This window comes from Aureimonas sp. AU4 (genome assembly GCF_001463765.1).
Lineage (GTDB): Bacteria > Pseudomonadota > Alphaproteobacteria > Rhizobiales > Rhizobiaceae > Aureimonas.
On sequence record NZ_BBWK01000008.1, the window covers coordinates 35002 to 54209 of the forward strand.

At 69.1% G+C, this 19208-nt stretch carries 19 protein-coding genes; 18 read left to right on the plus strand and 1 reads right to left on the minus strand.

Features of this window, described 5'->3' with window-relative positions; genetic code table 11:
• Positions 1-12 precede the first annotated feature (12 nt).
• Genes AUL35_RS03910 through ruvB form a run of 4 tightly spaced genes read left to right on the plus strand, consistent with a single transcriptional unit; the run spans position 13 to position 2352 of the window.
• Entirely contained in the window at positions 13-270 is a 258-nt protein-coding gene (locus AUL35_RS03910; protein WP_062012213.1) for an AbrB/MazE/SpoVT family DNA-binding domain-containing protein, read from the plus strand.
• Positions 251-658, plus strand: coding sequence for a type II toxin-antitoxin system VapC family toxin (locus AUL35_RS03915; RefSeq protein ID WP_062012215.1), 408 nt, complete (start codon positions 251-253; stop codon positions 656-658). Before AUL35_RS03910 ends, AUL35_RS03915 begins: the two co-directional genes overlap by 20 nt.
• On the plus strand, positions 655-1272 hold the full coding sequence (gene ruvA, locus AUL35_RS03920; protein ID WP_062012217.1) for a Holliday junction branch migration protein RuvA: 618 nt from the start codon (positions 655-657) through the stop codon (positions 1270-1272). Before AUL35_RS03915 ends, ruvA begins: the two co-directional genes overlap by 4 nt.
• 30 nt (positions 1273-1302) lie before the next feature.
• On the plus strand, positions 1303-2352 hold the full coding sequence (ruvB, locus tag AUL35_RS03925; RefSeq protein ID WP_062012219.1) for a Holliday junction branch migration DNA helicase RuvB: 1050 nt from the start codon (positions 1303-1305) through the stop codon (positions 2350-2352).
• On the opposite strand, the gene AUL35_RS03930 is transcribed toward ruvB, so the two are convergent.
• Positions 2349-2939 (minus strand): phosphatase PAP2 family protein, encoded by a 591-nt coding sequence (locus AUL35_RS03930; protein WP_062012221.1) that lies wholly within the window; start codon positions 2937-2939, stop codon positions 2349-2351. The genes ruvB and AUL35_RS03930 overlap by 4 nt on opposite strands.
• Before the next feature lie 111 nt (positions 2940-3050).
• On the opposite strand from AUL35_RS03930, the gene ybgC reads away from it, so the two are divergent.
• The 14 genes from ybgC to serA all read left to right on the plus strand — a co-directional run bounded on the left by ybgC (position 3051) and on the right by serA (position 19144).
• Positions 3051-3497 (plus strand): tol-pal system-associated acyl-CoA thioesterase, encoded by a 447-nt coding sequence (gene ybgC, locus AUL35_RS03935; protein WP_062012222.1) that lies wholly within the window; start codon positions 3051-3053, stop codon positions 3495-3497.
• Positions 3498-3717: 220 nt separating this feature from the next.
• Positions 3718-4440, plus strand: coding sequence for a protein TolQ (tolQ, locus tag AUL35_RS03940; protein ID WP_062012224.1), 723 nt, complete (start codon positions 3718-3720; stop codon positions 4438-4440).
• A 40-nt stretch (positions 4441-4480) separates the two neighbouring features.
• Entirely contained in the window at positions 4481-4936 is a 456-nt protein-coding gene (gene tolR, locus AUL35_RS03945; RefSeq protein ID WP_062012226.1) for a protein TolR, read from the plus strand.
• A gap of 10 nt (positions 4937-4946) precedes the next feature.
• Complete coding sequence (locus tag AUL35_RS03950) at positions 4947-6077, plus strand: hypothetical protein (RefSeq protein ID WP_062012228.1); 1131 nt, start codon at positions 4947-4949, stop codon at positions 6075-6077.
• 122 nt (positions 6078-6199) lie between these two features.
• Complete coding sequence (gene tolB, locus AUL35_RS03955) at positions 6200-7498, plus strand: Tol-Pal system beta propeller repeat protein TolB (protein WP_062012230.1); 1299 nt, start codon at positions 6200-6202, stop codon at positions 7496-7498.
• Positions 7499-7586: 88 nt separating this feature from the next.
• Positions 7587-8135 (plus strand): peptidoglycan-associated lipoprotein Pal, encoded by a 549-nt coding sequence (gene pal / locus AUL35_RS03960; protein ID WP_062012232.1) that lies wholly within the window; start codon positions 7587-7589, stop codon positions 8133-8135.
• Between the two features lie 227 nt (positions 8136-8362).
• Positions 8363-9358, plus strand: a complete 996-nt coding sequence (ybgF, locus tag AUL35_RS03965) for a tol-pal system protein YbgF (RefSeq protein WP_062012234.1) — start codon at positions 8363-8365, stop codon at positions 9356-9358.
• Positions 9359-9465: 107 nt separating this feature from the next.
• Complete coding sequence (gene tilS, locus AUL35_RS03970) at positions 9466-10668, plus strand: tRNA lysidine(34) synthetase TilS (protein WP_244493659.1); 1203 nt, start codon at positions 9466-9468, stop codon at positions 10666-10668.
• An 83-nt stretch (positions 10669-10751) separates the two neighbouring features.
• The gene (ftsH, locus tag AUL35_RS03975; protein WP_062012238.1) at positions 10752-12689 is read left to right on the plus strand and encodes an ATP-dependent zinc metalloprotease FtsH; all 1938 of its coding nucleotides are present in this window, start codon (positions 10752-10754) and stop codon (positions 12687-12689) included.
• A gap of 166 nt (positions 12690-12855) precedes the next feature.
• A complete protein-coding gene (gene glmM / locus AUL35_RS03980) occupies positions 12856-14202 on the plus strand; it encodes a phosphoglucosamine mutase (RefSeq protein ID WP_062012240.1) in 1347 nt (448 codons plus the stop codon).
• 136 nt (positions 14203-14338) lie between these two features.
• Complete coding sequence (locus AUL35_RS03985; protein WP_062012242.1) at positions 14339-15172, plus strand: outer membrane protein; 834 nt, start codon at positions 14339-14341, stop codon at positions 15170-15172.
• 181 nt (positions 15173-15353) lie between these two features.
• On the plus strand, positions 15354-16115 hold the full coding sequence (locus tag AUL35_RS03990; RefSeq protein WP_062012243.1) for an outer membrane protein: 762 nt from the start codon (positions 15354-15356) through the stop codon (positions 16113-16115).
• Between the two features lie 129 nt (positions 16116-16244).
• Positions 16245-17420 carry a phosphoserine transaminase gene (locus AUL35_RS03995; protein WP_062012245.1) on the plus strand — a complete coding sequence of 392 codons (1176 nt, stop codon included), beginning with the start codon at positions 16245-16247 and terminating at the stop codon, positions 17418-17420.
• Positions 17421-17551: 131 nt separating this feature from the next.
• Positions 17552-19144: a phosphoglycerate dehydrogenase gene (serA, locus tag AUL35_RS04000; protein WP_062012247.1), complete on the plus strand. Its 1593-nt coding sequence runs from the start codon at positions 17552-17554 to the stop codon at positions 19142-19144.
• Positions 19145-19208 lie beyond the last annotated feature (64 nt).

A 19208-nucleotide genomic window follows, 5' to 3' on the forward strand; every position in this document is an offset into this window, starting at 1 on the left:
CGGAGACGTGTCGTGCGGTTGACCGAGAAGAGCCAAGTGACCGTTCCCAAGGCGGTGCGGGAGCGTTTGGGCATAGGGCCCGGCAGCGATGTGGATTTCGTGGCGGAGGGCGATGGCGTTCGCCTTGTGAAGCTCGATGACGCAGCGCGCAAACGCAGCGCGGTAGAAGATTGGCTGCGCTCCGCTTCCGGTAGCGGCAACGGGCGGCTGACCACCGAGGACATCATGGACGAGACACGCGGACCCTTCGATGACCTCGATCTTCGTTGACACGAACGTCCTGATCGACATCGTCCGGCCTGTTCCGGGGCGCTTCTTCCAATGGGCCGCGGTGCGTTTGAGCGAGTTGGCGCCGCATGCACCCTTTGTCGTCAACGCCGTGGTCGCCGCCGAACTGAGCTGTCAGTTCGATACGGCCGAAGACCTGGAGCGTGCCCTGCCGGGGGCCTTGTGGTCGCGCGAGGCGATAGCCTTCGTTACCGGCCAGGCGCACCGCCGCCACCGCGAGCGCAGCGGGCGGCACGAGCGGACCTTGCCCGACTTCCTGATCGGTGCCCATGCCCGCATCGGTGGTCACCGCCTCCTGACGCGTGACGGCTTCCGCTACCGGACCTACTTCCCGGATCTCGACCTCATCTGCCCGGAGACGCACCCTTGATCGGCAAGCTGAAGGGCACCGTGGACGAGGTCGGCGAGGACCACGTGGTGCTCGACGTCCACGGCGTCGGCTATCTCGCCTTCTGCGGCGCGCGCACGCTGCAGAACATGCGGCCCGGCGAGGCCGCCGTCCTGTTCATAGAGACCTACGTGCGCGAGGACATGATCCGGCTCTACGGCTTCGCCACCGAGGCCGAGCGGGCCTGGTTCCGCCTGCTTCTCGTCGTCCAGCATGTCGGCACGAAGGTCGCGCTGAACGTCGTCGGCACGCTGTCGCCGGGAGACCTCGCCAGCGCCATCGCGTTGCAGGACAAGGCGGCCATCTCGCGCGCGCCGGGCGTCGGGCCGAAGGTCGCCGCCCGGATCGTGGCCGAGCTCAAGGACAAGGCGCCGGCCTATTCGGGCGCGGCGTCCGCCGAAAGCTTCACGCTCCATCGCGACATCGGCGAGGGGGTCGCGGCCGCGCCCGTCACGGACGCCGTGTCTGCACTGGTGAACCTTGGCTACTCGCGCGACCAGGCCGCCAACGCGGTCGCGGTCGCGCTGCGCGAGGCGGGCGAGGACGCGCCCGCCACCCTTCTGATCCGGTCGGGGCTCAAGGTGCTCAGCCGTTGATCCATCGTCTGAAGTCGAGGCCCTAAGCCCATGAGCCAGCCCACCCGCCTCCTGACGCCCGAGAAGCACGGCGAGGATGTCGACGCCTCGCTGCGCCCGCAGCGGCTGGACGAGTTCGTCGGCCAGGCGGCGGCGCGCGCCAACCTCAAGGTCTTCATCGAGGCCGCGAAGACGCGCGGCGAAGCCCTTGATCACGTTCTCTTCGTCGGCCCGCCGGGCCTCGGCAAGACGACGCTCGCGCAGATCATGGCCAAGGAACTCGGCGTCAATTTCCGTTCGACCTCGGGTCCGGTGATCGCCAAGGCGGGGGACCTGGCCGCGCTCCTGACGAACCTCGAGGAGCGCGACGTCCTCTTCATCGACGAGATCCATCGCCTGTCTCCGGCGGTGGAGGAGATCCTCTATCCCGCGATGGAGGATTTCCAGCTCGACCTCATCATCGGCGAGGGCCCGGCGGCGCGCTCGGTGAAGATCGATCTGTCGCGCTTCACGCTGGTGGCGGCCACCACCCGCATCGGCCTTCTGACGACACCCTTGCGTGACCGCTTCGGCATTCCCGTGCGGCTCAACTTCTACACCGTTCCCGAACTCGAACACATCGTGAAGCGCGGCGCGCGGCTGATGGATCTTCCCATGGGGGACGACGGCGCGTCCGAGATCGCGCGGCGCGCGCGCGGAACGCCGCGCATCGCGGGCCGGCTTCTGCGGCGCGTGCGCGACTTCGCCACCATGGCCGAGGCCCCGATCGTCGACCGCCGCATCGCCGACGAGGCGCTGACGCGGCTGGAGGTGGATTCGCTCGGGCTCGACCAGCTCGACCGCCGCTATCTCGACCTGATCGCGCTGAACTTCGGCGGCGGTCCGGTCGGAATCGAGACGATCGCCGCCGCCCTGTCCGAGCCGCGCGACGCGATCGAGGACATCGTCGAGCCCTATCTCCTGCAGCAGGGCTTCATCCAGCGCACCCCGCGCGGCCGCATGATGACCGCGCACGCCTTCAAGCATATCGGCATGGCGGTGCCGGGCGGCTGGCAGGGGGCTCAGGCGACCTTGTTCGAGGACGGCGGCGACGCGGACTAGCGGCGGCGGGTCGCGCGTGCCCCAAGGTCGAACAGGCCGAGCGAGAGCGCGGCGGCGGCAAGGCCGATGACCGTGCCGGCCGCCAGATCCGAAGGGTAGTGCTTCGCGCGAGGCAGTTGCGCGAGCGAGGCGCCGGCCGCCAGCGCGAAGGCGGGAAGGGCGAGCCATGGCACGCGCACCGACACCACGGCGGCGACCGCCACCGCACCCGCCGTGTGGCCGGAGGGAAAGGACCGCTCGTCCGGATCGTGCGTGTCGCCCGCCTCGCGCTCGTAATGACCTTCCTCGATCACGACCTCGGGTCGGCTGCGCCGGACGCGGTCCTTGATCCAGCCCTTGGCCGCGGTCGCCAGCGCATGGGCGGCGAGCATGCGCGCGCCGGTTCCCACGAGATCGAGGCGCCGGAACCCGAGCCCGGCCGCCATCGTCGCACCGCAGATCGCGGCGAGCTGCGGCTGGTCCGCGATCTCGCTCGCCCACCCGGCCCAGCGCACGAGCGGCCGGTGGCGATGACGCCCGGCGGCCTCCGCCAGCTCGATGTCCTGCCGTTCCAGATCGGGAAGCGTGGCGTCTTGCGGATGCGTCATGCTGGGCGAAAGTCGCGTGGCACCCAACGGTTCCCGCGTTCACCTTGCGCGGTCGCGCTCCTCGTCGATCGACCCTTCCGTTTCGCGGTGCGGACAGGCTAGGACGCCGGCATGACCGATCCGCTTTCCGGCCAGCTCACCGAGTTCGGCCACGTTCTGCCCGTGCGCGTCTACTTCGAGGACACCGACTTCTCGGGGGTCGTCTACCACGCGCGCTACCTCCATTTCCTCGAGCGCGGTCGCACGGACTACCTGCGTCTCCACGGCATCGGGCATCGCGAGCTGATGGAGGGCGTCTTCGGCGAGCCGATGGCCTTCGCCGTGCGGCGCATGGAGATCGACTTCCTGCGGCCCGCCCGCATCGACGACGTGCTCCACGTCGAGACGCGCACGGCGACGCTCGGCGGGGCGAGGGTGGTTCTCGACCAGCGCATCCTGCGGGGCGAGGAGGTTCTCATCGAGGCGCGGGTGAAGGTCGCCGTGATCTCGCCGGAGGGCAGACCACGTCGCATGCCGCGGCGGGTCGCCGAGCGCCTGGGCGCGCCGTCGGAGGACTGACGCAGCGCCGCGCGACGGATTTTCACCCCGTCGCAAACGCTTTGTTAACCCTAACGGTGCTTCATACGAATCACCGGAAGTCCTTGTCGCGCCATTCTTTTACCGGAATGTCCGTGGAAAGGCGCGTCTGGACGGGGCGTCTTCGGCTTGGAGGCCGGGGACGGAAGAGGCGGGACATCGATCCCCGCCGTGACCGCTTGATCGAGGGACACCGACAGACATGAACGACGTCGCCCAGACCGCGCTCGCCGCCACCTCGCATGGCAGCGACATGTCGCTGATGGGGCTTTTCTGGCAGGCGGGCTTCGTCGTCAAGTTCGTGATGCTGGGCCTGCTCGCCGCCTCGGTCTGGACCTGGGCGATCATCTTCGACAAGACCGCCCGCTACGGGCGCTTCCGCCGCCAGCTCAACCAGTTCGAGAACACGTTCTGGAGCGGCCAGTCGCTGGAGGAACTCTACCACACGCTCTCCGACCGCAAGACCAGCGGCATGGGCGCGCTGTTCGTCGCCGCCATGCGCGAGTGGAAGAAGAGCTTCGAGAAGGGCGCCCGCTCGCCGGTCGGTCTGCAGACCCGCATCGAGAAGGCGATGGACGTCACCATGGCCCGCGAGATCGAGGGCCTGGAGTCGCGTCTCGGCTTCCTCGCCACGGTCGGCTCGGCCGCGCCCTTCATCGGCCTGTTCGGCACGGTGGTCGGCATCATGACCTCGTTCCAGTCGATCGCGGCCTCCGAGCAGACGAGCCTCGCCGTGGTCGCGCCCGGCATCGCCGAGGCGCTGCTCGCCACCGCGATCGGCCTCGTCGCCGCCATTCCCGCGGTTGTCGCCTACAACAAGCTCTCGGCCGACGCCGGCAAGCTCGGCGGCCGCCTTGAGGCCTTCGCCGACGAGTTCTCCGCCATCCTGTCGCGCCAGATCGACGAGAAGATCCCGGCCCGCTGAGGCGCCGGGACGAACAGACGCGGTCGAGGGGGCCACACACATGGGTATGTCGACGGGCGCGGCATCTTCGGGCGGCGGTTCGCGCCGGCGGCGCGGCAAGCGCCGCCAGCCGATGGCCGAGATCAACATGACGCCGATGGTCGACGTCATGCTCGTGCTTTTGATCATCTTCATGGTGGCCGCGCCCCTGATGACCGTGGGCGTGCCGCTCGAGCTTCCCAAGACGGAAGCCAAGGCGCTCAGCGCCAAGAAGCAGCCCATCACCATTTCCGTGCAGCAGGACGGCTCGGTCTTCCTTCAGGAGACGCCGGTCGATCCCTCGGGCATCGTCGAGCAGCTCAAGGCCATCGCGGAAGCGGGCTACGAGGAGCGCATCTTCGTGCGCGCCGACCAGGCTGCCGGCTACGGCACGGTGATGCGCGTCATGGCGCTGATCTCGGCCGCCGGCTATCGCAACATCGGCCTCGTGACCGCCCAGGACACGGCGAAGAGCTGACGGCCGTCCGATGAGATCCGCATCCGTCGCCTCCACCGTTCTGCACGTCGCGATCCTGACCTGGGGTCTGTGGTCGTTCGGCCAGCCCGAGCCGCTCGAGATGGGCGGCGAGGCGCTGCCCGTTTCGCTCGTGCCGATCGAGGAGTTCAGCCAGGCGACGCAGGGCGAGGAGACGGCGCCCGTGGCCGAGAAGTCGGCGCCCACGCCGACCAAGACGCCCCAGAAGCTGCCCATGCCCGCCGAGAACGTCGGCGACAACGAGACCGACCTCCCGACGCCGCCCGCGCCCAAGCCCTCGCCGCGCGAAAGCGTCCAGACGGCCGCTGCCGAGGCGCCGCCACCCCCGCCGCCGCCGACCCCGACGGTCGCGCCGAAGCCGCCCGAGCCGACGCCCGCGCCCAAGCCGCCGGAGCCGACGCCCGAGCCCCCGGCCGAGACCGCCGAAGCCGAGGCGAAGCCGGAGCCGTCGCCGCCCGAGGAGGCCGCGCCGATCGATGAGCTGTCGGAGATCATTGCGAAGGCCCCGCCCGTGCCCGAGCCGCCGCGCAACGTTCCGCGCCCGCAGGCCAAGCCCAAGCCGCCGGAGCCCGTGAAGGTCGCCGAGGCCAAGCCGCCCGAGCCGGCCAAGCCCGCGCAGCCGACGAAGAGCACCGAGCCGACCCGCGAGAAGACGTCCGAGAAGTCGAAGGACGCCAAGAAGCCCGCGACGCAGACGTCGGCGGACGCGTTCGACGCGCTCGTCAACGCCGCGCTCGTGAACAAGCAGGAGTCGTCGGGCGGCGGTGCGAAGCGCTCCACTGAAACGGCCGCGCTGGGCGCCAAGAAGGCGACCGGCGGCACGCTCTCTCAGAGCGAGATGGACGCACTGCGCGGTCAGATCTCGAAATGCTGGAACCCGCCGGCCGGCAACACGGACGCGGGCGGCTTCCGCGTGAAGATCTCGATGCAGCTGTCGCCGAGCGGCGAGGTCGAGGGCATGCCGCAGATCGTGCAGGGCGGCGGCGCCACCGGCGCCGAGCGCGCGGCCGGCGAGGCCGCCGTGCGCGCCGTGCGCCGCTGCGCGCCTTATTCGCTGCCGGCCGACAAGTACGACACGTGGGCCGAGGTCACCGTCAACTTCGACCCGAGCCAGATGTTCTGATTCATGCCCCGCCGGCGGCCTCGCGCCGCCGCATTCTTCTGACCAACATGCCCTCCGACGGACGCCCTCCGCCGGGGCCGGTCATCCGGCACCGCGCGTCCCCGGCCGAACGGGAACCCATCATGACCAAGCTTTCCGCCCTTGCCCTGGCGCTCGCCGCCGCCGTTGTCCTGCCGGGCCTGTCGCCCGCGCATGCCGCCGTCGAGATCGACGTGACGCAGGGCAACGTCCAGCCCCTGCCGATCGCGCTGCCCGCCTTCCAGTCGCGCGACGGCCTCGGCGCCAAGATCATGGAGGTCGTGAGCGCCGATCTCAAGCGCTCCGGCCTCTTCGCGCCGGTCAACCCGGCCGCCTTCATCCAGAAGGACCTCAGCCCCGACCAGACGCCCCGCTTCCAGGACTGGACGGTGATCAACGCGCAGGCCCTCGCCTCGGGCCGCGTGTCGCCGGAGGCCGACGGGCGCCTGCGCGTCGAGTTCCGCCTGTGGGACACGTTCGCCGGCCAGCAACTCGACGGCCAGCAGTTTTACGCTTCGCCCGACAACTGGCGCCGCATCGCCCACATCATCGCCGACGCGATCTACGAGCGGCTGACCGGCGAGAAGGGCTATTTCGACACGCGCATCGTCTTCGTCGACGAGACCGGCACCAAGGACAAACGCCGCAAGCGGCTCGCCATCATGGACCAGGACGGCGCCAACGTGCGCTATCTCAGCCAGGGCAACGACCTCGTGCTGACGCCGCGCTTCTCGCCGAACCGGCAGGAGATCACCTACATGTCGTTCGGCCAGGGTGAGCCGCGCGTGTATCTCCTCCAGCTCGAGACGGGCCAGCGCGAGGTGGTCGGCAACTTCCCCGGCATGACCTTCGCGCCGCGCTTCTCGCCGGACGGATCGAAGGTGGTCATGAGCCTCCAGCAGGAGGGCAACGCCAACCTCTACGCGATGGACCTGCGCTCGCGCGCCACGACGCGCCTGACCTCGACCGCCGCGATCGACACGTCGCCCTCGTACTCGCCGGACGGCTCCAAGATCGTCTTCGAGAGCGATCGCGGCGGGCGACCGCAGATCTACGTCATGGGCGCCGACGGCTCGGGCCAGACCCGCATCTCCTTCGGCCAGGGTAGCTACAACACGCCCGTCTGGAGCCCGCGCGGCGACCTCATCGCCTTCACCAAACAGTCGGGCGGCCAGTTCCAGATCGGCGTCATGAAGCCGGACGGCTCTGGCGAGCGCATCCTGACCTCGTCCTTCCACGCGGAAGGCCCGACCTGGGCGCCGAACGGGCGCGTCATCATGTTCTTCCGCGACCAGGGCGGCGGTCCCCAGCTCTATTCCATCGACCTCACGGGCCGGAACGAGCAGCGCGTCGGCACGCCCAACTTCGGCTCCGACCCGGCCTGGTCGCCGTCGCTCGAATAGTTTCCCGCAGCGCCGTGTTTAGGGGGCGTTAACCCCGAACATGGTAAACGGGACCCATCGAAATTCCATCGACTGCAAGGAGACGGCCATGCGCCGCATCGTGACTGGGGCCCACGGCCGGATCGCGCTCGCACTTGTTGCGGCGCTCTCGCTCTCGGCCTGCGCCAAGAAGAACAACGCGCTGCCCGACAACGCCGCTGGCCTCGGCCTCGGCGGCGCGGGCGGCATGGGCGGGGCAGGCGGCATGGGCGGCGCCGGTTCGGCCGCGCCGGGCACGACGCAGGACTTCACCGTGAACGTCGGCGACCGCATCTACTTCGACACGGACTCGACCTCGATCCGCGCCGACGCTCAGCAGACGCTCGCCCGCCAGGCCCAGTGGCTGAACCAGTACCCGCGCTACCAGATCACGGTCGAAGGCCACGCCGACGAGCGCGGCACGCGCGAGTACAACCTCGCGCTCGGCGCCCGCCGCGCCGCCGCCACGCGCGACTATCTCGCCAGCCAGGGCGTCGCGTCGAACCGCATGCGCACCATCTCCTACGGCAAGGAGCGCCCGGTGGCCGTGTGCGACGACATTTCCTGCTGGTCGCAGAACCGCCGTGCGGTGACCGTCCTGTCGGGCGCGGGTTCCTGATCCAGGTCCTGCGGGCCGCACTGCGGCATTTACGCAACATGCACGCATGCGAAGCGGCCCTCCGGGGCCGTTTTGCGTAGGCGGGCCACCGCATATGCTACGTCCGTCAAACTTTGGACGCCTTCGATCCGTCCCTCTCGAACCCGACGCTCGCGACCGCAGCCGCCGCCGGGGAAGGGGTTAGGCCGGGACGCGGCGCCCTTGGCTCCCGAAGGTCGTATCCGCGCATGGCCCAGTCCCGTCTACTTCTCCCGATCCTTGCCCTGACGCTGGGGTCCCAGGCCCTGCCGGCACGGGCTCTCGAGCTGCCCTTCGGCATCGGTGGCGGCGACCGCGCGGCGGCCCGCCCGGCAGAACGTGCGCCCGAGGTGCGCATGGCGCAGGCCGGCGACGGCGGCGTGCGCGTCGCCCAGATGGAGGAGGAGATGCGGCGCCTGACCGGAAAGGTCGAGGAGCTCAGCTTCCTTGTGCTCCAACTGCAGGAGCAGCTCCGCAAGACGCAGGAGGACAACGAGTTCCGCTTCCAGGACCTCGAGAAGGGCGCCGGCACGAGCAAGGCCTCCGCGCCTCAGCGTAAGACCGAGGTGACCCCGCCGGTCGCCCCCGCCGCCGTTGCCACCCCGCCTGCCGCGACGCCGCCCTCCACGTCGTCTCGCGTCGCCTCCGTGACGCCGCCCAGCGCCAACGACGCGACGGCGCCGCGCGCGGCCGCGCCCGCCCCGGCGCCGCAGACCGACGAGATCGGCGCGCTCCTCAACGGGTCCGCCGTCTCGCAGCCGCTGCCCACGACCGAGCCGAGCGTGCCACCCTCCGACAAGGTCGCCTCGATCCGCGCCGAGGGGCCGGTGGAGCTCTACAGTCTCGGCTACAACTACATGCTGGCCGGGGACTACCACCTCGCCGAGACGACCTTCCGCCAGTACACCCAGGCCTATCCCACCTCGTCGGACGCGCCCGACGCGCAGTACTGGCTGGGTGAGGCCCTCTACGCGCAGGCCAAGTATCGCGACGCGGCCGAGGTGTTCCTGAACGCGCAGAAGGCCAACCCGCAGGCACCCAAGGCGCCCGAGATGATGCTGAAGCTCGGCATGTCGCTCGCCCGCCTCGACAATCGCGAGACGGCCTGCGTCACCTACGGCGAGGTGTCGCGCCGCTACCCCGCGATGAGCGCGAACGTGAAGCGCAAGCTGCAGGCCGAGGAGAAGTCGGCGAGCTGCTCCTGACGCGAGAGGGGGCGGGGGCACGCCTTCCGCCGCTTGCGGAACGCATCCGCGACGGTCTCGGCCTCGTCGCCGTGTCGCGAGCGCTTTCCCCCGGACTTCTCGTTGCGGTGTCGGGTGGTCCCGACTCGCTCGGTCTCCTGATCGCCGCCGCCGCACTGTCCGGCGAGCACCGCGTCCGCGCCGCGACCGTCGACCATAGGCTACGGCCGGGCTCCGGTGCCGAGGCCGAGACGGTGGCGCGCTGGAGCGCCGAACTCGGCATTCCCCATCGAACCCTTCGCTGGCGACGCGATAGATCTCTCACCGGCAATCTGCAGGCCGTGGCCCGCGCCGCCCGTTACGCGCTCCTGGCCGCCGAGGCTCGGCGTTGCGGCGCCGGCATCATTCTCACCGCGCACCACCGTCACGATCAGGCCGAAACGCATGTCCTGCTGCACGAGCGCGGGGCACGCGGTGGCGCCCTGGCCGGGATGCGCGCGTGGCGCGACCTGGAGCCGGGCGTCGTCCACCTGCGGCCGTTTCTGGAGCACGATCCCGTCGACCTCGCCCAACTGTGCGAGGTGGCGGGATGGCGTCCGATCCTCGATCCGAGTAACCAGGACGAGCGTTTCGCTCGCGTTCGCCTGCGCACGATTATGACGGAGGCCGCGCGCCGCTCGGCCCTGAAGGCTGCGGCCGATGCTGAGTGTCTGCGGCAGGCGGAGGACCGGGACCTTGCCTCCCGTCTCGCCGCCATGGCGGGGGCGGGAAGCCTGCGGCTGGATCCGGCCGCCTCGATCGACGTCTTGGGTGACCTCGAACTGCTGGACGAACGCCTGCTCGCGCGCGCCGTCACCACTGCCGGGGGTGCTCTGTATCCCCCGTCACGCGATTCGCTCGACCGTCTGCGGCAGGCGCTCAAGCGGCAGGGGAGGGCGACGCTGGACGGTTGCCTGGCCGAAGCGCGCGACGGCGGACTCCGCCTATCGCGTGAGTTCGGCCGCGTCGGACCGCCTCCCGCGCTGACCGGCGAGGACGGCATCGCCGTGTTCGATCGGCGGTTCATGGTCGGACCGCTGCCCGCCGGGGCGCTCGTCGAGGCGGATGGCGCGAATGTGAAGAGGCGCACGCTGCCGGCGATCCGCCGGGCGGACGGGACGCTCGATCCCGTGGAGCTTGCCGATGGCCCCTTGCCGAAGGGGCCCGGCCCAAAAGCGGCTTCCATGGCCGGCTGGCGGCTCTGGGCCGACCTGCCGGGTCCCATGCCGCAGGGGTTAACCGCCCGGCCCCAAATTGCCGCAAAGAAGCCCTTGGCTGTTGGCAAGGTCTAGGCGGCCACCTATCTTTACGCCTGATGTCATGGTGTCTTCGCGCTCAGCGAGGCTGATGCCACGGCGCTATCCCAGGACGGATAATGAACCAGAATTTCCGGAACTTCGCCCTTTGGGCGATCATCGCGCTTCTCTTGATCGCGCTCTTCCAGCTGTTCTCCAACAGCTCGCAGACGGCGAACTCGCGCGAGGTGCCCTATTCGCAGTTCCTGTCCGACGTCGATGCCAATCGCGTCCGTTCGGTGACGATCCAGGGACAGCGCATCTCGGGCACCTACACGGACGGCTCCGCGCCCTTCCAGACCTACTCGCCGGGCGACCCGCAGCTCGTCTCGCGCCTCGAGGGCCATCAGGTCCAGATCAACGCGAGCCCGCCTTCCGACAACACCAACCCCATCTGGTCGATGCTCCTCAGCTTCGGCCCGATCCTCCTCATCCTCGGCGTCTGGATCTTCCTGATGCGCCAGATGCAGGGCGGGGCCGGCGGCAAGGCCATGGGCTTCGGAAAGTCCAAGGCCAAGCTTCTGACCGAGGCGCACGGCCGCGTGACCTTCGCGGACGTCGCGGGCGTGGACGAGGCCAAGGCCGATCTGGAGGAGATCGTCGAGTTCCTGCGCGAGCCGCAGAAGTTCCAGCGCCTCGGCGGCAAGATCCCGCGCGGCGTGCTGCTGGTGGGCCCTCCGGGCACCGGCAAGACGCTGACGGCGCGTGCCGTCGCGGGTGAGGCCAACGTGCCCTTCTTCACGATCTCGGGCTCGGACTTCGTCGAGATGTTCGTGGGCGTCGGCGCCAGCCGCGTGCGCGACATGTTCGAGCAGGCGAAGAAGAACGCGCCCTGCATCATCTTCATCGACGAGATCGACGCGGTCGGCCGCCATCGTGGCGCGGGCCTCGGCGGCGGAAACGACGAGCGCGAGCAGACGCTGAACCAGCTTCTGGTCGAGATGGACGGCTTCGAGGCGAACGAGGGCATCATCCTCATCGCCGCGACGAACCGCCCCGACGTGCTCGACCCCGCGCTGCTTCGTCCGGGCCGCTTCGACCGTCAGGTCATGGTGCCCAATCCGGATGTCGGCGGCCGCGAGAAGATCCTGAAGGTGCACGTGCGCAACGTGCCGCTCGCGCCCAATGTCGATCTGAAGACCATCGCGCGCGGCACGCCCGGCTTCTCGGGCGCAGACCTTGCCAACCTCGTCAACGAGGCGGCGCTCATGGCGGCCCGCCGCTCTAAGCGCCTCGTCACGATGCTCGAGTTCGAGGACGCCAAGGACAAGGTCATGATGGGCGCCGAGCGCCGGTCCATGGCCATGACGGAAGAAGAGAAGAAGCTGACCGCCTACCACGAGGCCGGCCACGCCCTCGTCGGCATCCACGTGCCGGGCAATGACCCGCTCCACAAGGTGACGATCATTCCGCGCGGCCGCGCGCTCGGCGTCACCATGAATCTGCCGGAGCGCGACCGCTACGGCATGAAGAAGATGGAGATGGAGGCGCGTCTCGCCATGATCTTTGGTGGCCGCGCGGCCGAGGAGATCATCTACGGCGACGAGAACGTCACCACCGGCGCCTCGAACGACATCCAGCAGGCCACCAACATGGCCCGCGCGATGGTCATGGAATACGGCATGAGCGACAAGCTCGGCCGCCTGCGCTACCGGCAGAACCAGGAGGAGATCTTCCTCGGCCACTCCGTCGCGCAGCAGCAGAACATGAGCGAGGAGACCGCCAAGCTCATCGACTCGGAGGTGCGCGGCATCATCGAGGTCGCCGAGAACCGGGCGCGCGCCGTCCTGCGCGAGCGGATCGACGAGCTCCACACGCTGACCAACGGCCTTCTCGAATACGAGACGCTTTCGGGCGACGAGGTTCGCGACCTCCTGGCCGGCAAGACGCTGGCCCGCGACATGGGCGACGACACGCCGCCCTCGCGAGGGTCGGCCGTTCCCAAGGCCGGGTCCGCCAAGCCCTCCGGTCCGCGCGACGACAAGGAAGGCGGTCTGGAGCCGCAACCCTCCGCCTGAGGCGGGCGGTTTTCGAAGAATGGTTTGAGAAGGGGGCGGCGCCGCAAGGTTGCCGCCCCTTTCTCATGGGATCATCACGCTTCTCGTCGGCCTGCGGCAAGTCTTTACTCGCCCATGCTAGAAGGGCCGCGATACACCGATCGCCCAAGACGCAAGGAGAGGCGGGATGGCAAAGTCCTATTTCGGCACGGACGGCATTCGCGGACGGGCCAACCGTCATCCCATGACGCCCGAGATCGCGATGAAGGTCGGGATGGCCGCCGGCCTCGCCTTCCGTCGCGGCAACTACCGCCACCGTGTCGTGATCGGCAAGGATACACGCCTCTCGGGCTACATGCTCGAACCCGCACTCTGCGCCGGCTTCACGGCCGTTGGCGTCGACGTGCTGATGCTCGGACCCATCCCGACGCCGGCCGTCGCGATGCTGACGCGCTCCATGCGCGCCGACATCGGCGTCATGATCTCCGCCTCGCACAATCCCTTCGAGGATAACGGCATCAAGCTCTTCGGCCCGGACGGCTACAAGCTGTCGGACGAGGTCGAGACCGAGATCAACCGGCTGATCGACGAGGACCTGTCGAAGCGCCTGGCGGATGCCTCCCATCTCGGCCGCGCGCGGCGCTACGACGACGGCGGGCGCGACCGCTACGTCGAGTTCGCCAAGCGTACGCTGCCGCGCGACCTGACGCTGGACGGCGTGCGCGTCGCCATCGACTGCGCCAATGGCGCGGCCTATCGCGTGGCGCCCGACGTGCTGTGGGAACTGGGCGCCGACGTCGTGAAGCTCGGCGTCGAGCCGAACGGCACCAACATCAACCTCAACTGCGGCTCCACGAGCCCGGCGACGCTCAGCGCCAAGGTGCGCGAGGTGAGGGCGGACATCGGGATCGCGCTCGACGGCGACGCGGACCGCGTGCTGGTGGTGGACGAGCATGGCGAGGTCGTCGACGGCGACCAGATCATGGCCGTGATCGGCGAGGCGTGGGCCGGGGACGGGCGGCTCGCCGCCGGCGGCGTCGTCGCCACCATCATGTCGAACCTTGGCCTGGAGCGCTTCCTGAACGAGCGCCAGATCCAGCTCGCCCGCACCAAGGTCGGCGACCGCTACGTGGTCGAGCACATGCGCCAGCACGGCTACAATGTCGGCGGCGAGCAGTCCGGCCACATCGTCCTGTCGGACTTCGGCACGACCGGCGACGGCCTCGTCTCCGCGCTGCAGCTCCTGGCGCTGGTGCGCAAGGCGGGCGGCACGGTGTCCGAGGTCTGCCGCAAGTTCGAGCCGGTCCCGCAGGTTCTCAAGAACGTGCGCGTGGCGGGCGGCGAGCCGCTGGAAAGCAGCGGCGTACGCGACGCGATCGAGGCCGCGCTGGCACAGCTGGGCAACAGCGGCCGGCTCGTGATCCGCCCGAGCGGCACCGAGCCCCTGATCCGCGTGATGGCCGAGGGCGACGATCCGCACCTCGTCAACACGGTGGTGGACGACATCATCGGTGCGCTCAAGCGCGCGGCCTGATCGTCAAGTGTTAGCCGGGAAGGGGCCTTTCCGTCAGGGAAGCACACGGTAAACCGTCCATTAATCATTAATCTTTAGATTTGCTCGTATCGCGGGACCCAAGCCGCGCGATCGTGCAAATCTGGAGATCTCAGCAATGGCTCGGCTTGCCTTCGGCCTCTTGGCCTCGGCCCTCTTCCTGCCCACCCTTTCCCACGCAGCGGACATCCTCGAGCCGATCCCGGTCGTCGAGCCCGCGCCCGCCTTCAGCGGCTGGTACATCCGCGGCGACGTCGGCTACGTCTTCAAGTCGAAGACCGACGGTCACTGGGCGTTCTACAACCAGTTCCCGGGCGTCGAGGGCATCGACGACTACTACCGCTACGACGAGCTGCGCCTCGACAACGCGGCCAGCTTCGGCGGCGGCGTCGGCTACCGCTTCTCCGACATGTTCCGCGTGGACGCGACGGTCGACTACTTCCGCTCCGAAGTGAACGGCCGCACCAAGTGCCCGCTCATGATCAAGACCGATCCGGCCCACGGCCTCGGCCCCTTCGACGAGTGCGACTACGGCAACGAGTCGAAGGCCGACGTCTGGACGCTGATGGCCAACGCCTATGTCGACCTGCCGACCTTCGGCATCGTCACGCCCTACATCGGCGCGGGCATCGGCGCGGCCTATGTGGGCTACGACGACGTGAAGACGCAGGAGAACTGCCCGACCTGCAAGCCGGGCTACGTGCCCTACACCAGTACCAGCACCGGCGCCGACGACTGGCGCTTCGCCTCCGCCCTCATGGCCGGCGCGAGCGTGGACCTGACGCAGAGCCTCGCGCTCGACGTCGGCTACAAGTTCACCAAGATCTGGGAAGGCGACGCCTGGGATTACGACGCGGCCGACAAGTCCTTCGGCGCGGTCGGCGTCCAGACCAAGGACAACGGCTTCAACGTCCACACGATCCGCGCGGGTCTTCGCTACTCGTTCTTCTGATCCCTCGCGTCCTCCCGTTCCGGGAAGCGCCGGAAGGGCCGTTCCGAAAGGAGCGGCCCTTTTTGCGTCCTGGCACAAGCTCCGCACCATAGCGCCGCCCTAGGGTCCGGCGGACTTTTCGACCGATGCCACTCGCAGCGGGCCCCAGCGGCACCGCGCGGGTGCATGAGGGCCCGTCCGCATGATCCTTCGCCTCCTCATCCTGCCGCTTCTGGGCCTTTCGCCGAGCCTTGCCCATGCGGCCGACGCGGACCTCCTCGCCAGTGCCCCCGAAGTCCAGCTGAGCGAGACACGCTCCGGCTTCTACCTGCGCGGCGACGTGTTCTACGATGTCGGCGGCGATCTCGACGGCACGCGCGCCCTTGCGCAAGGGCAGGCTTTGGCCACCGCCCCTTTGCGCGGAGAGTTCGACGACGGCGCGAGTCTTGCGCTTGGGCTCGGCTACCGCTTCACCGACATGCTGCGCGCCGATCTCACTGTCGGCTACGGCGAGCGCGACGTGTCGGCGAACGCCTTCGCCGTGCCCGGCTGCGGCTCGCTCTGCCTTGCGCGCGAGGCGGCGACCGCTCGCACCTACGACATTCTCGCCAGTACCTATCTGGACCTCGGCACCGTCGCCGGCTTCACGCCCTATGTCGGCGCGGGCCTCGGCGCGGTGCGCGTCGACTACGACGACGTGACGCTTCTCGGCTGCGGCCTGGGCGGCTGCGAGGCGACCGGCGGGGAGGGGAGCGAGGACTGGCGTTTCGCCTACGCCCTCGACGCCGGGCTCGCCTACGACCTCAGCGACGCGCTGACGCTCGACCTCGGCTACCGCTACCTCGACACCGCGGGTGGCCGGAGCTGGACCCTCGGCACGCCGGGCGGAGCGGCGCTGGCCGTCACGGATGAAGGCCTCGACCGCCATTCGATCCGCCTCGGGCTGCGCTACCGCTTCCACTAGGCGACACCCTTCAGGCCCGGGCAGGGCTCCCACGGATTGCCGCTTGACGCCGGCCGGGCTTCCGGCCTATCGCCGTCAGCGGGACACGCCTCCCCAACGAGGCGCTTCTATCTGTAAGGGTAGCTTCAGATGGCCAATACCGCCAGGCCGGACGTGCGTCCGGCCGACCCCCGCTTCTCCTCCGGCCCCTGCGCCAAGCGCCCGGGATGGACGCTGGACGCCCTGAGCGATGCTCCGCTCGGCCGCTCGCACCGCGCCAAGCTCGGCAAGAACAAGCTGGCCCAGGCGATCGAGGAAACCCGCGAGATCCTCCAAGTGCCCGCCGACTACCGCATCGGCATCGTTCCGGCCTCCGACACGGGTGCCGTCGAGATGGCCATGTGGTCGCTGCTCGGCGCGCGGCCCGTCGACATGGTGGCCTGGGAGAGCTTCGGTTCGGGCTGGGTGACGGATGCGGTCAAGCAGCTGAAGCTCGAGAACGCCCGCGTCCTGGAAGCGGGATACGGCGAGATCGTCGACTTCGCGGACGTGAACTTCGATCACGACGTCGTCTTCACCTGGAACGGCACGACCTCCGGCGTGCGCGTGCCCAACGGCGACAAGATCCCGGCCGATCGCCAGGGCCTGACGATCTGCGACGCGACCTCGGCCGCCTTCGCGCAGGACCTTCCCTACGACAAGCTCGATGTCGTCACCTTCTCCTGGCAGAAGGTGATGGGCGGCGAAGCGGCTCACGGCATGCTGATCCTCAGCCCCCGGGCCGTGGAGCGGCTCCTTTCCTACAAGCCGGCCTGGCCGCTGCCGAAGATCTTCCGCCTGACCTCGGGCGGCAAGCTGATCGAGGGCATCTTCAAGGGCGAGACGATCAACACGCCCTCCATGCTCTGCGTCGAGGACTATCTGGACGCGCTGGCCTGGGGCAAGCGCATCGGCGGCCTCGAGGCGCTCAAGGCCCGAGCCAACGCCAACCTTTCGGTGATCGAGCGCTTCGTCGCCGGGAACAGCTGGATCGGCTTCCTCGCCAAGGACCCGGCGACCCGCTCCAACACCTCGGTCTGCCTCCAGTTCACCGACCCCGCGCTCGCCAACCTGCCGCGCGAGGCGCAGGACGCCTTCGCCAAGGGCGTCGCCACGATGCTGGAGAAGGAGGGCGTCGCCCTCGACATCGGCAGCTACCGCGACGCCCCTCCGGGCCTGCGCATCTGGTGCGGCGCGACCGTCGAGACGGCTGCCGTCGAGGCGCTGATGCCATGGATCGCGTACGCCTACGAGGCGCAGAAGGCCGCGCTCGCGCAGGCGGCCTGAGCGTTGGCTCCTGCTGGCGGCCTCGTCCGCCGGCGCTTCTCCCTTTCGCATGAACGACGCCGTTTCCCGCTCGACGAGCGGGGAGGGGCGCAGCGCATCTTCCGGTCACACCCTTCAACGGAGCCCCGCCCGTGGCACCCCGCGTTCTCGTTTCCGACAAGCTTTCCCCGACCGCCGTCCAGATCTTCAAGGACGGGGGCGTCGAGGTCGACTACCTGCCCGACCTCGGCAAGGACAAGGACCAGCTCCTCGCCGTCATCGACCAGTATGACGGCCTCGCCATCCGCTCGGCCACGAAGGTCACCGAGAAGGTGATCGAGGCGGCGTCGCGGCTGAAGGTGATCGGGCGCGCCGGCATCGGCGTCGACAACGTCGACATTCCGGCCGCCTCGCGGCGCGGCATCATCGTAATGAACACGCCCTTCGGCAACTCGATCACCACGGCCGAGCATGCGGTCGCGATGATGTTCGCGGTCGCCCGCCAGCTTCCCGCCGCCGACCAGTCCACCCAGGCCGGCAAGTGGGAGAAGAACCGCTTCATGGGCGTCGAGATCACCGGCAAGGTGCTCGGCGTCGTCGGCTGCGGCAACATCGGCTCGATCGTGGCGACGCGCGGCGTCGGCCTCAGGATGAAGGTGATCGGCTTCGATCCCTTCCTTTCCCCCGAGCGCGCCTCCCAGCTCGGCATCGAAAAGGTCGAGCTCGACGAGCTCTTCCGCCGCGCCGACTTCATCACGCTGCACACGCCGCTCACCGACAAGACGCGCAACATCATCGACGCCAAGGCGATCGCCACGATGAAGAAGGGCGTGCGCATCATCAACTGCGCGCGCGGCGGACTGATCGTCGAGAAGGACCTCGCCGAGGCCATCCGGTCCGGCCACGTGGCGGGCGCGGGCATCGACGTGTTCGAGACGGAGCCGGCCACCGATTCGCCGCTGTTCGGGTTGGAGAACGTCGTCTGCACGCCGCATCTCGGCGCCTCGACCACCGAGGCACAGGAGAACGTCGCGCTGCAGGTCGCCGAGCAGATGGCGGACTATCTCGTGAAGGGCGCCGTCTCCAACGCGCTCAACATGCCCTCGATCACCGCCGAGGAAGCGCCGATCCTCACCCCGTACGTGAAGCTCGCCGAGATTCTCGGCTCCTTCGCGGGCCAGCTGACGGAAGAGGCGATCGACGCGGTCGAGATCCTGTACGACGGCGCGCCGGGCACGATGAACACGCGCGCCCTCACGGCCGCTGCGCTCGCCGGTCTTCTCAAGGCGCAGGTCCAGACCGTCAACATGGTCTCGGCCCCGCTCATGGCCAAGGAGCGCGGCATCGCCGTCTCCGAGGTGCGACGCGACAAGTCGGGCGTCTTCGACGGCTACATCAAGGTCACCGTCACGACCAAGAAGCAGACCCGCTCGGTGGCCGGCACCACCTTCTCGGATGGCAAGCCGCGCTTCATCCAGATCAAGGGCATCAACATGGAGGCCGATGTCGGCCGCTACATGCTCTACACCGCCAACAAGGACGTGCCGGGCGTGATCGGCCAGATCGGCACGGCCTTCGGCAAGGCGGGCATCAACATCGCGAACTTCCATCTCGGCCGCGACGAGCAGGGCGGCAGCGCCATCGCGATCATCTACCTGGACGAGCCCCTGAGCGAGTCGTTCTTGGAGGAGCTGCGCGGCCTCAACGCGATCGGCCAGGCCCGGATGCTGACCTTCGACGTCTGATCGCGTCCGGCGAAGGCCTTCGATGCGGGAAGGGCGGGACCCGGCGGGGTGCCGCCCTTCTTCG

Bases quoted from the DNA above. Each gene is read 5' to 3' on its own strand.
- AUL35_RS03915 (WP_062012215.1), top strand. From the start codon at position 251: ATGACCTCGATCTTCGTTGACACGAACGTCCTGATCGACATCGTCCGG.
- ruvB (WP_062012219.1), top strand. From the start codon at position 1,303: ATGAGCCAGCCCACCCGCCTCCTGACGCCCGAGAAGCACGGCGAGGAT.
- AUL35_RS03930 (WP_062012221.1), bottom strand. From the start codon at position 2,939: ATGACGCATCCGCAAGACGCCACGCTTCCCGATCTGGAACGGCAGGAC.
- ybgC (WP_062012222.1), top strand. From the start codon at position 3,051: ATGACCGATCCGCTTTCCGGCCAGCTCACCGAGTTCGGCCACGTTCTG.
- tolQ (WP_062012224.1), top strand. From the start codon at position 3,718: ATGAACGACGTCGCCCAGACCGCGCTCGCCGCCACCTCGCATGGCAGC.
- tolR (WP_062012226.1), top strand. From the start codon at position 4,481: ATGGGTATGTCGACGGGCGCGGCATCTTCGGGCGGCGGTTCGCGCCGG.
- AUL35_RS03950 (WP_062012228.1), top strand. From the start codon at position 4,947: ATGAGATCCGCATCCGTCGCCTCCACCGTTCTGCACGTCGCGATCCTG.
- tolB (WP_062012230.1), top strand. From the start codon at position 6,200: ATGACCAAGCTTTCCGCCCTTGCCCTGGCGCTCGCCGCCGCCGTTGTC.
- pal (WP_062012232.1), top strand. From the start codon at position 7,587: ATGCGCCGCATCGTGACTGGGGCCCACGGCCGGATCGCGCTCGCACTT.
- ybgF (WP_062012234.1), top strand. From the start codon at position 8,363: ATGGCCCAGTCCCGTCTACTTCTCCCGATCCTTGCCCTGACGCTGGGG.
- ftsH (WP_062012238.1), top strand. From the start codon at position 10,752: ATGAACCAGAATTTCCGGAACTTCGCCCTTTGGGCGATCATCGCGCTT.
- glmM (WP_062012240.1), top strand. From the start codon at position 12,856: ATGGCAAAGTCCTATTTCGGCACGGACGGCATTCGCGGACGGGCCAAC.
- AUL35_RS03985 (WP_062012242.1), top strand. From the start codon at position 14,339: ATGGCTCGGCTTGCCTTCGGCCTCTTGGCCTCGGCCCTCTTCCTGCCC.
- AUL35_RS03990 (WP_062012243.1), top strand. From the start codon at position 15,354: ATGATCCTTCGCCTCCTCATCCTGCCGCTTCTGGGCCTTTCGCCGAGC.
- AUL35_RS03995 (WP_062012245.1), top strand. From the start codon at position 16,245: ATGGCCAATACCGCCAGGCCGGACGTGCGTCCGGCCGACCCCCGCTTC.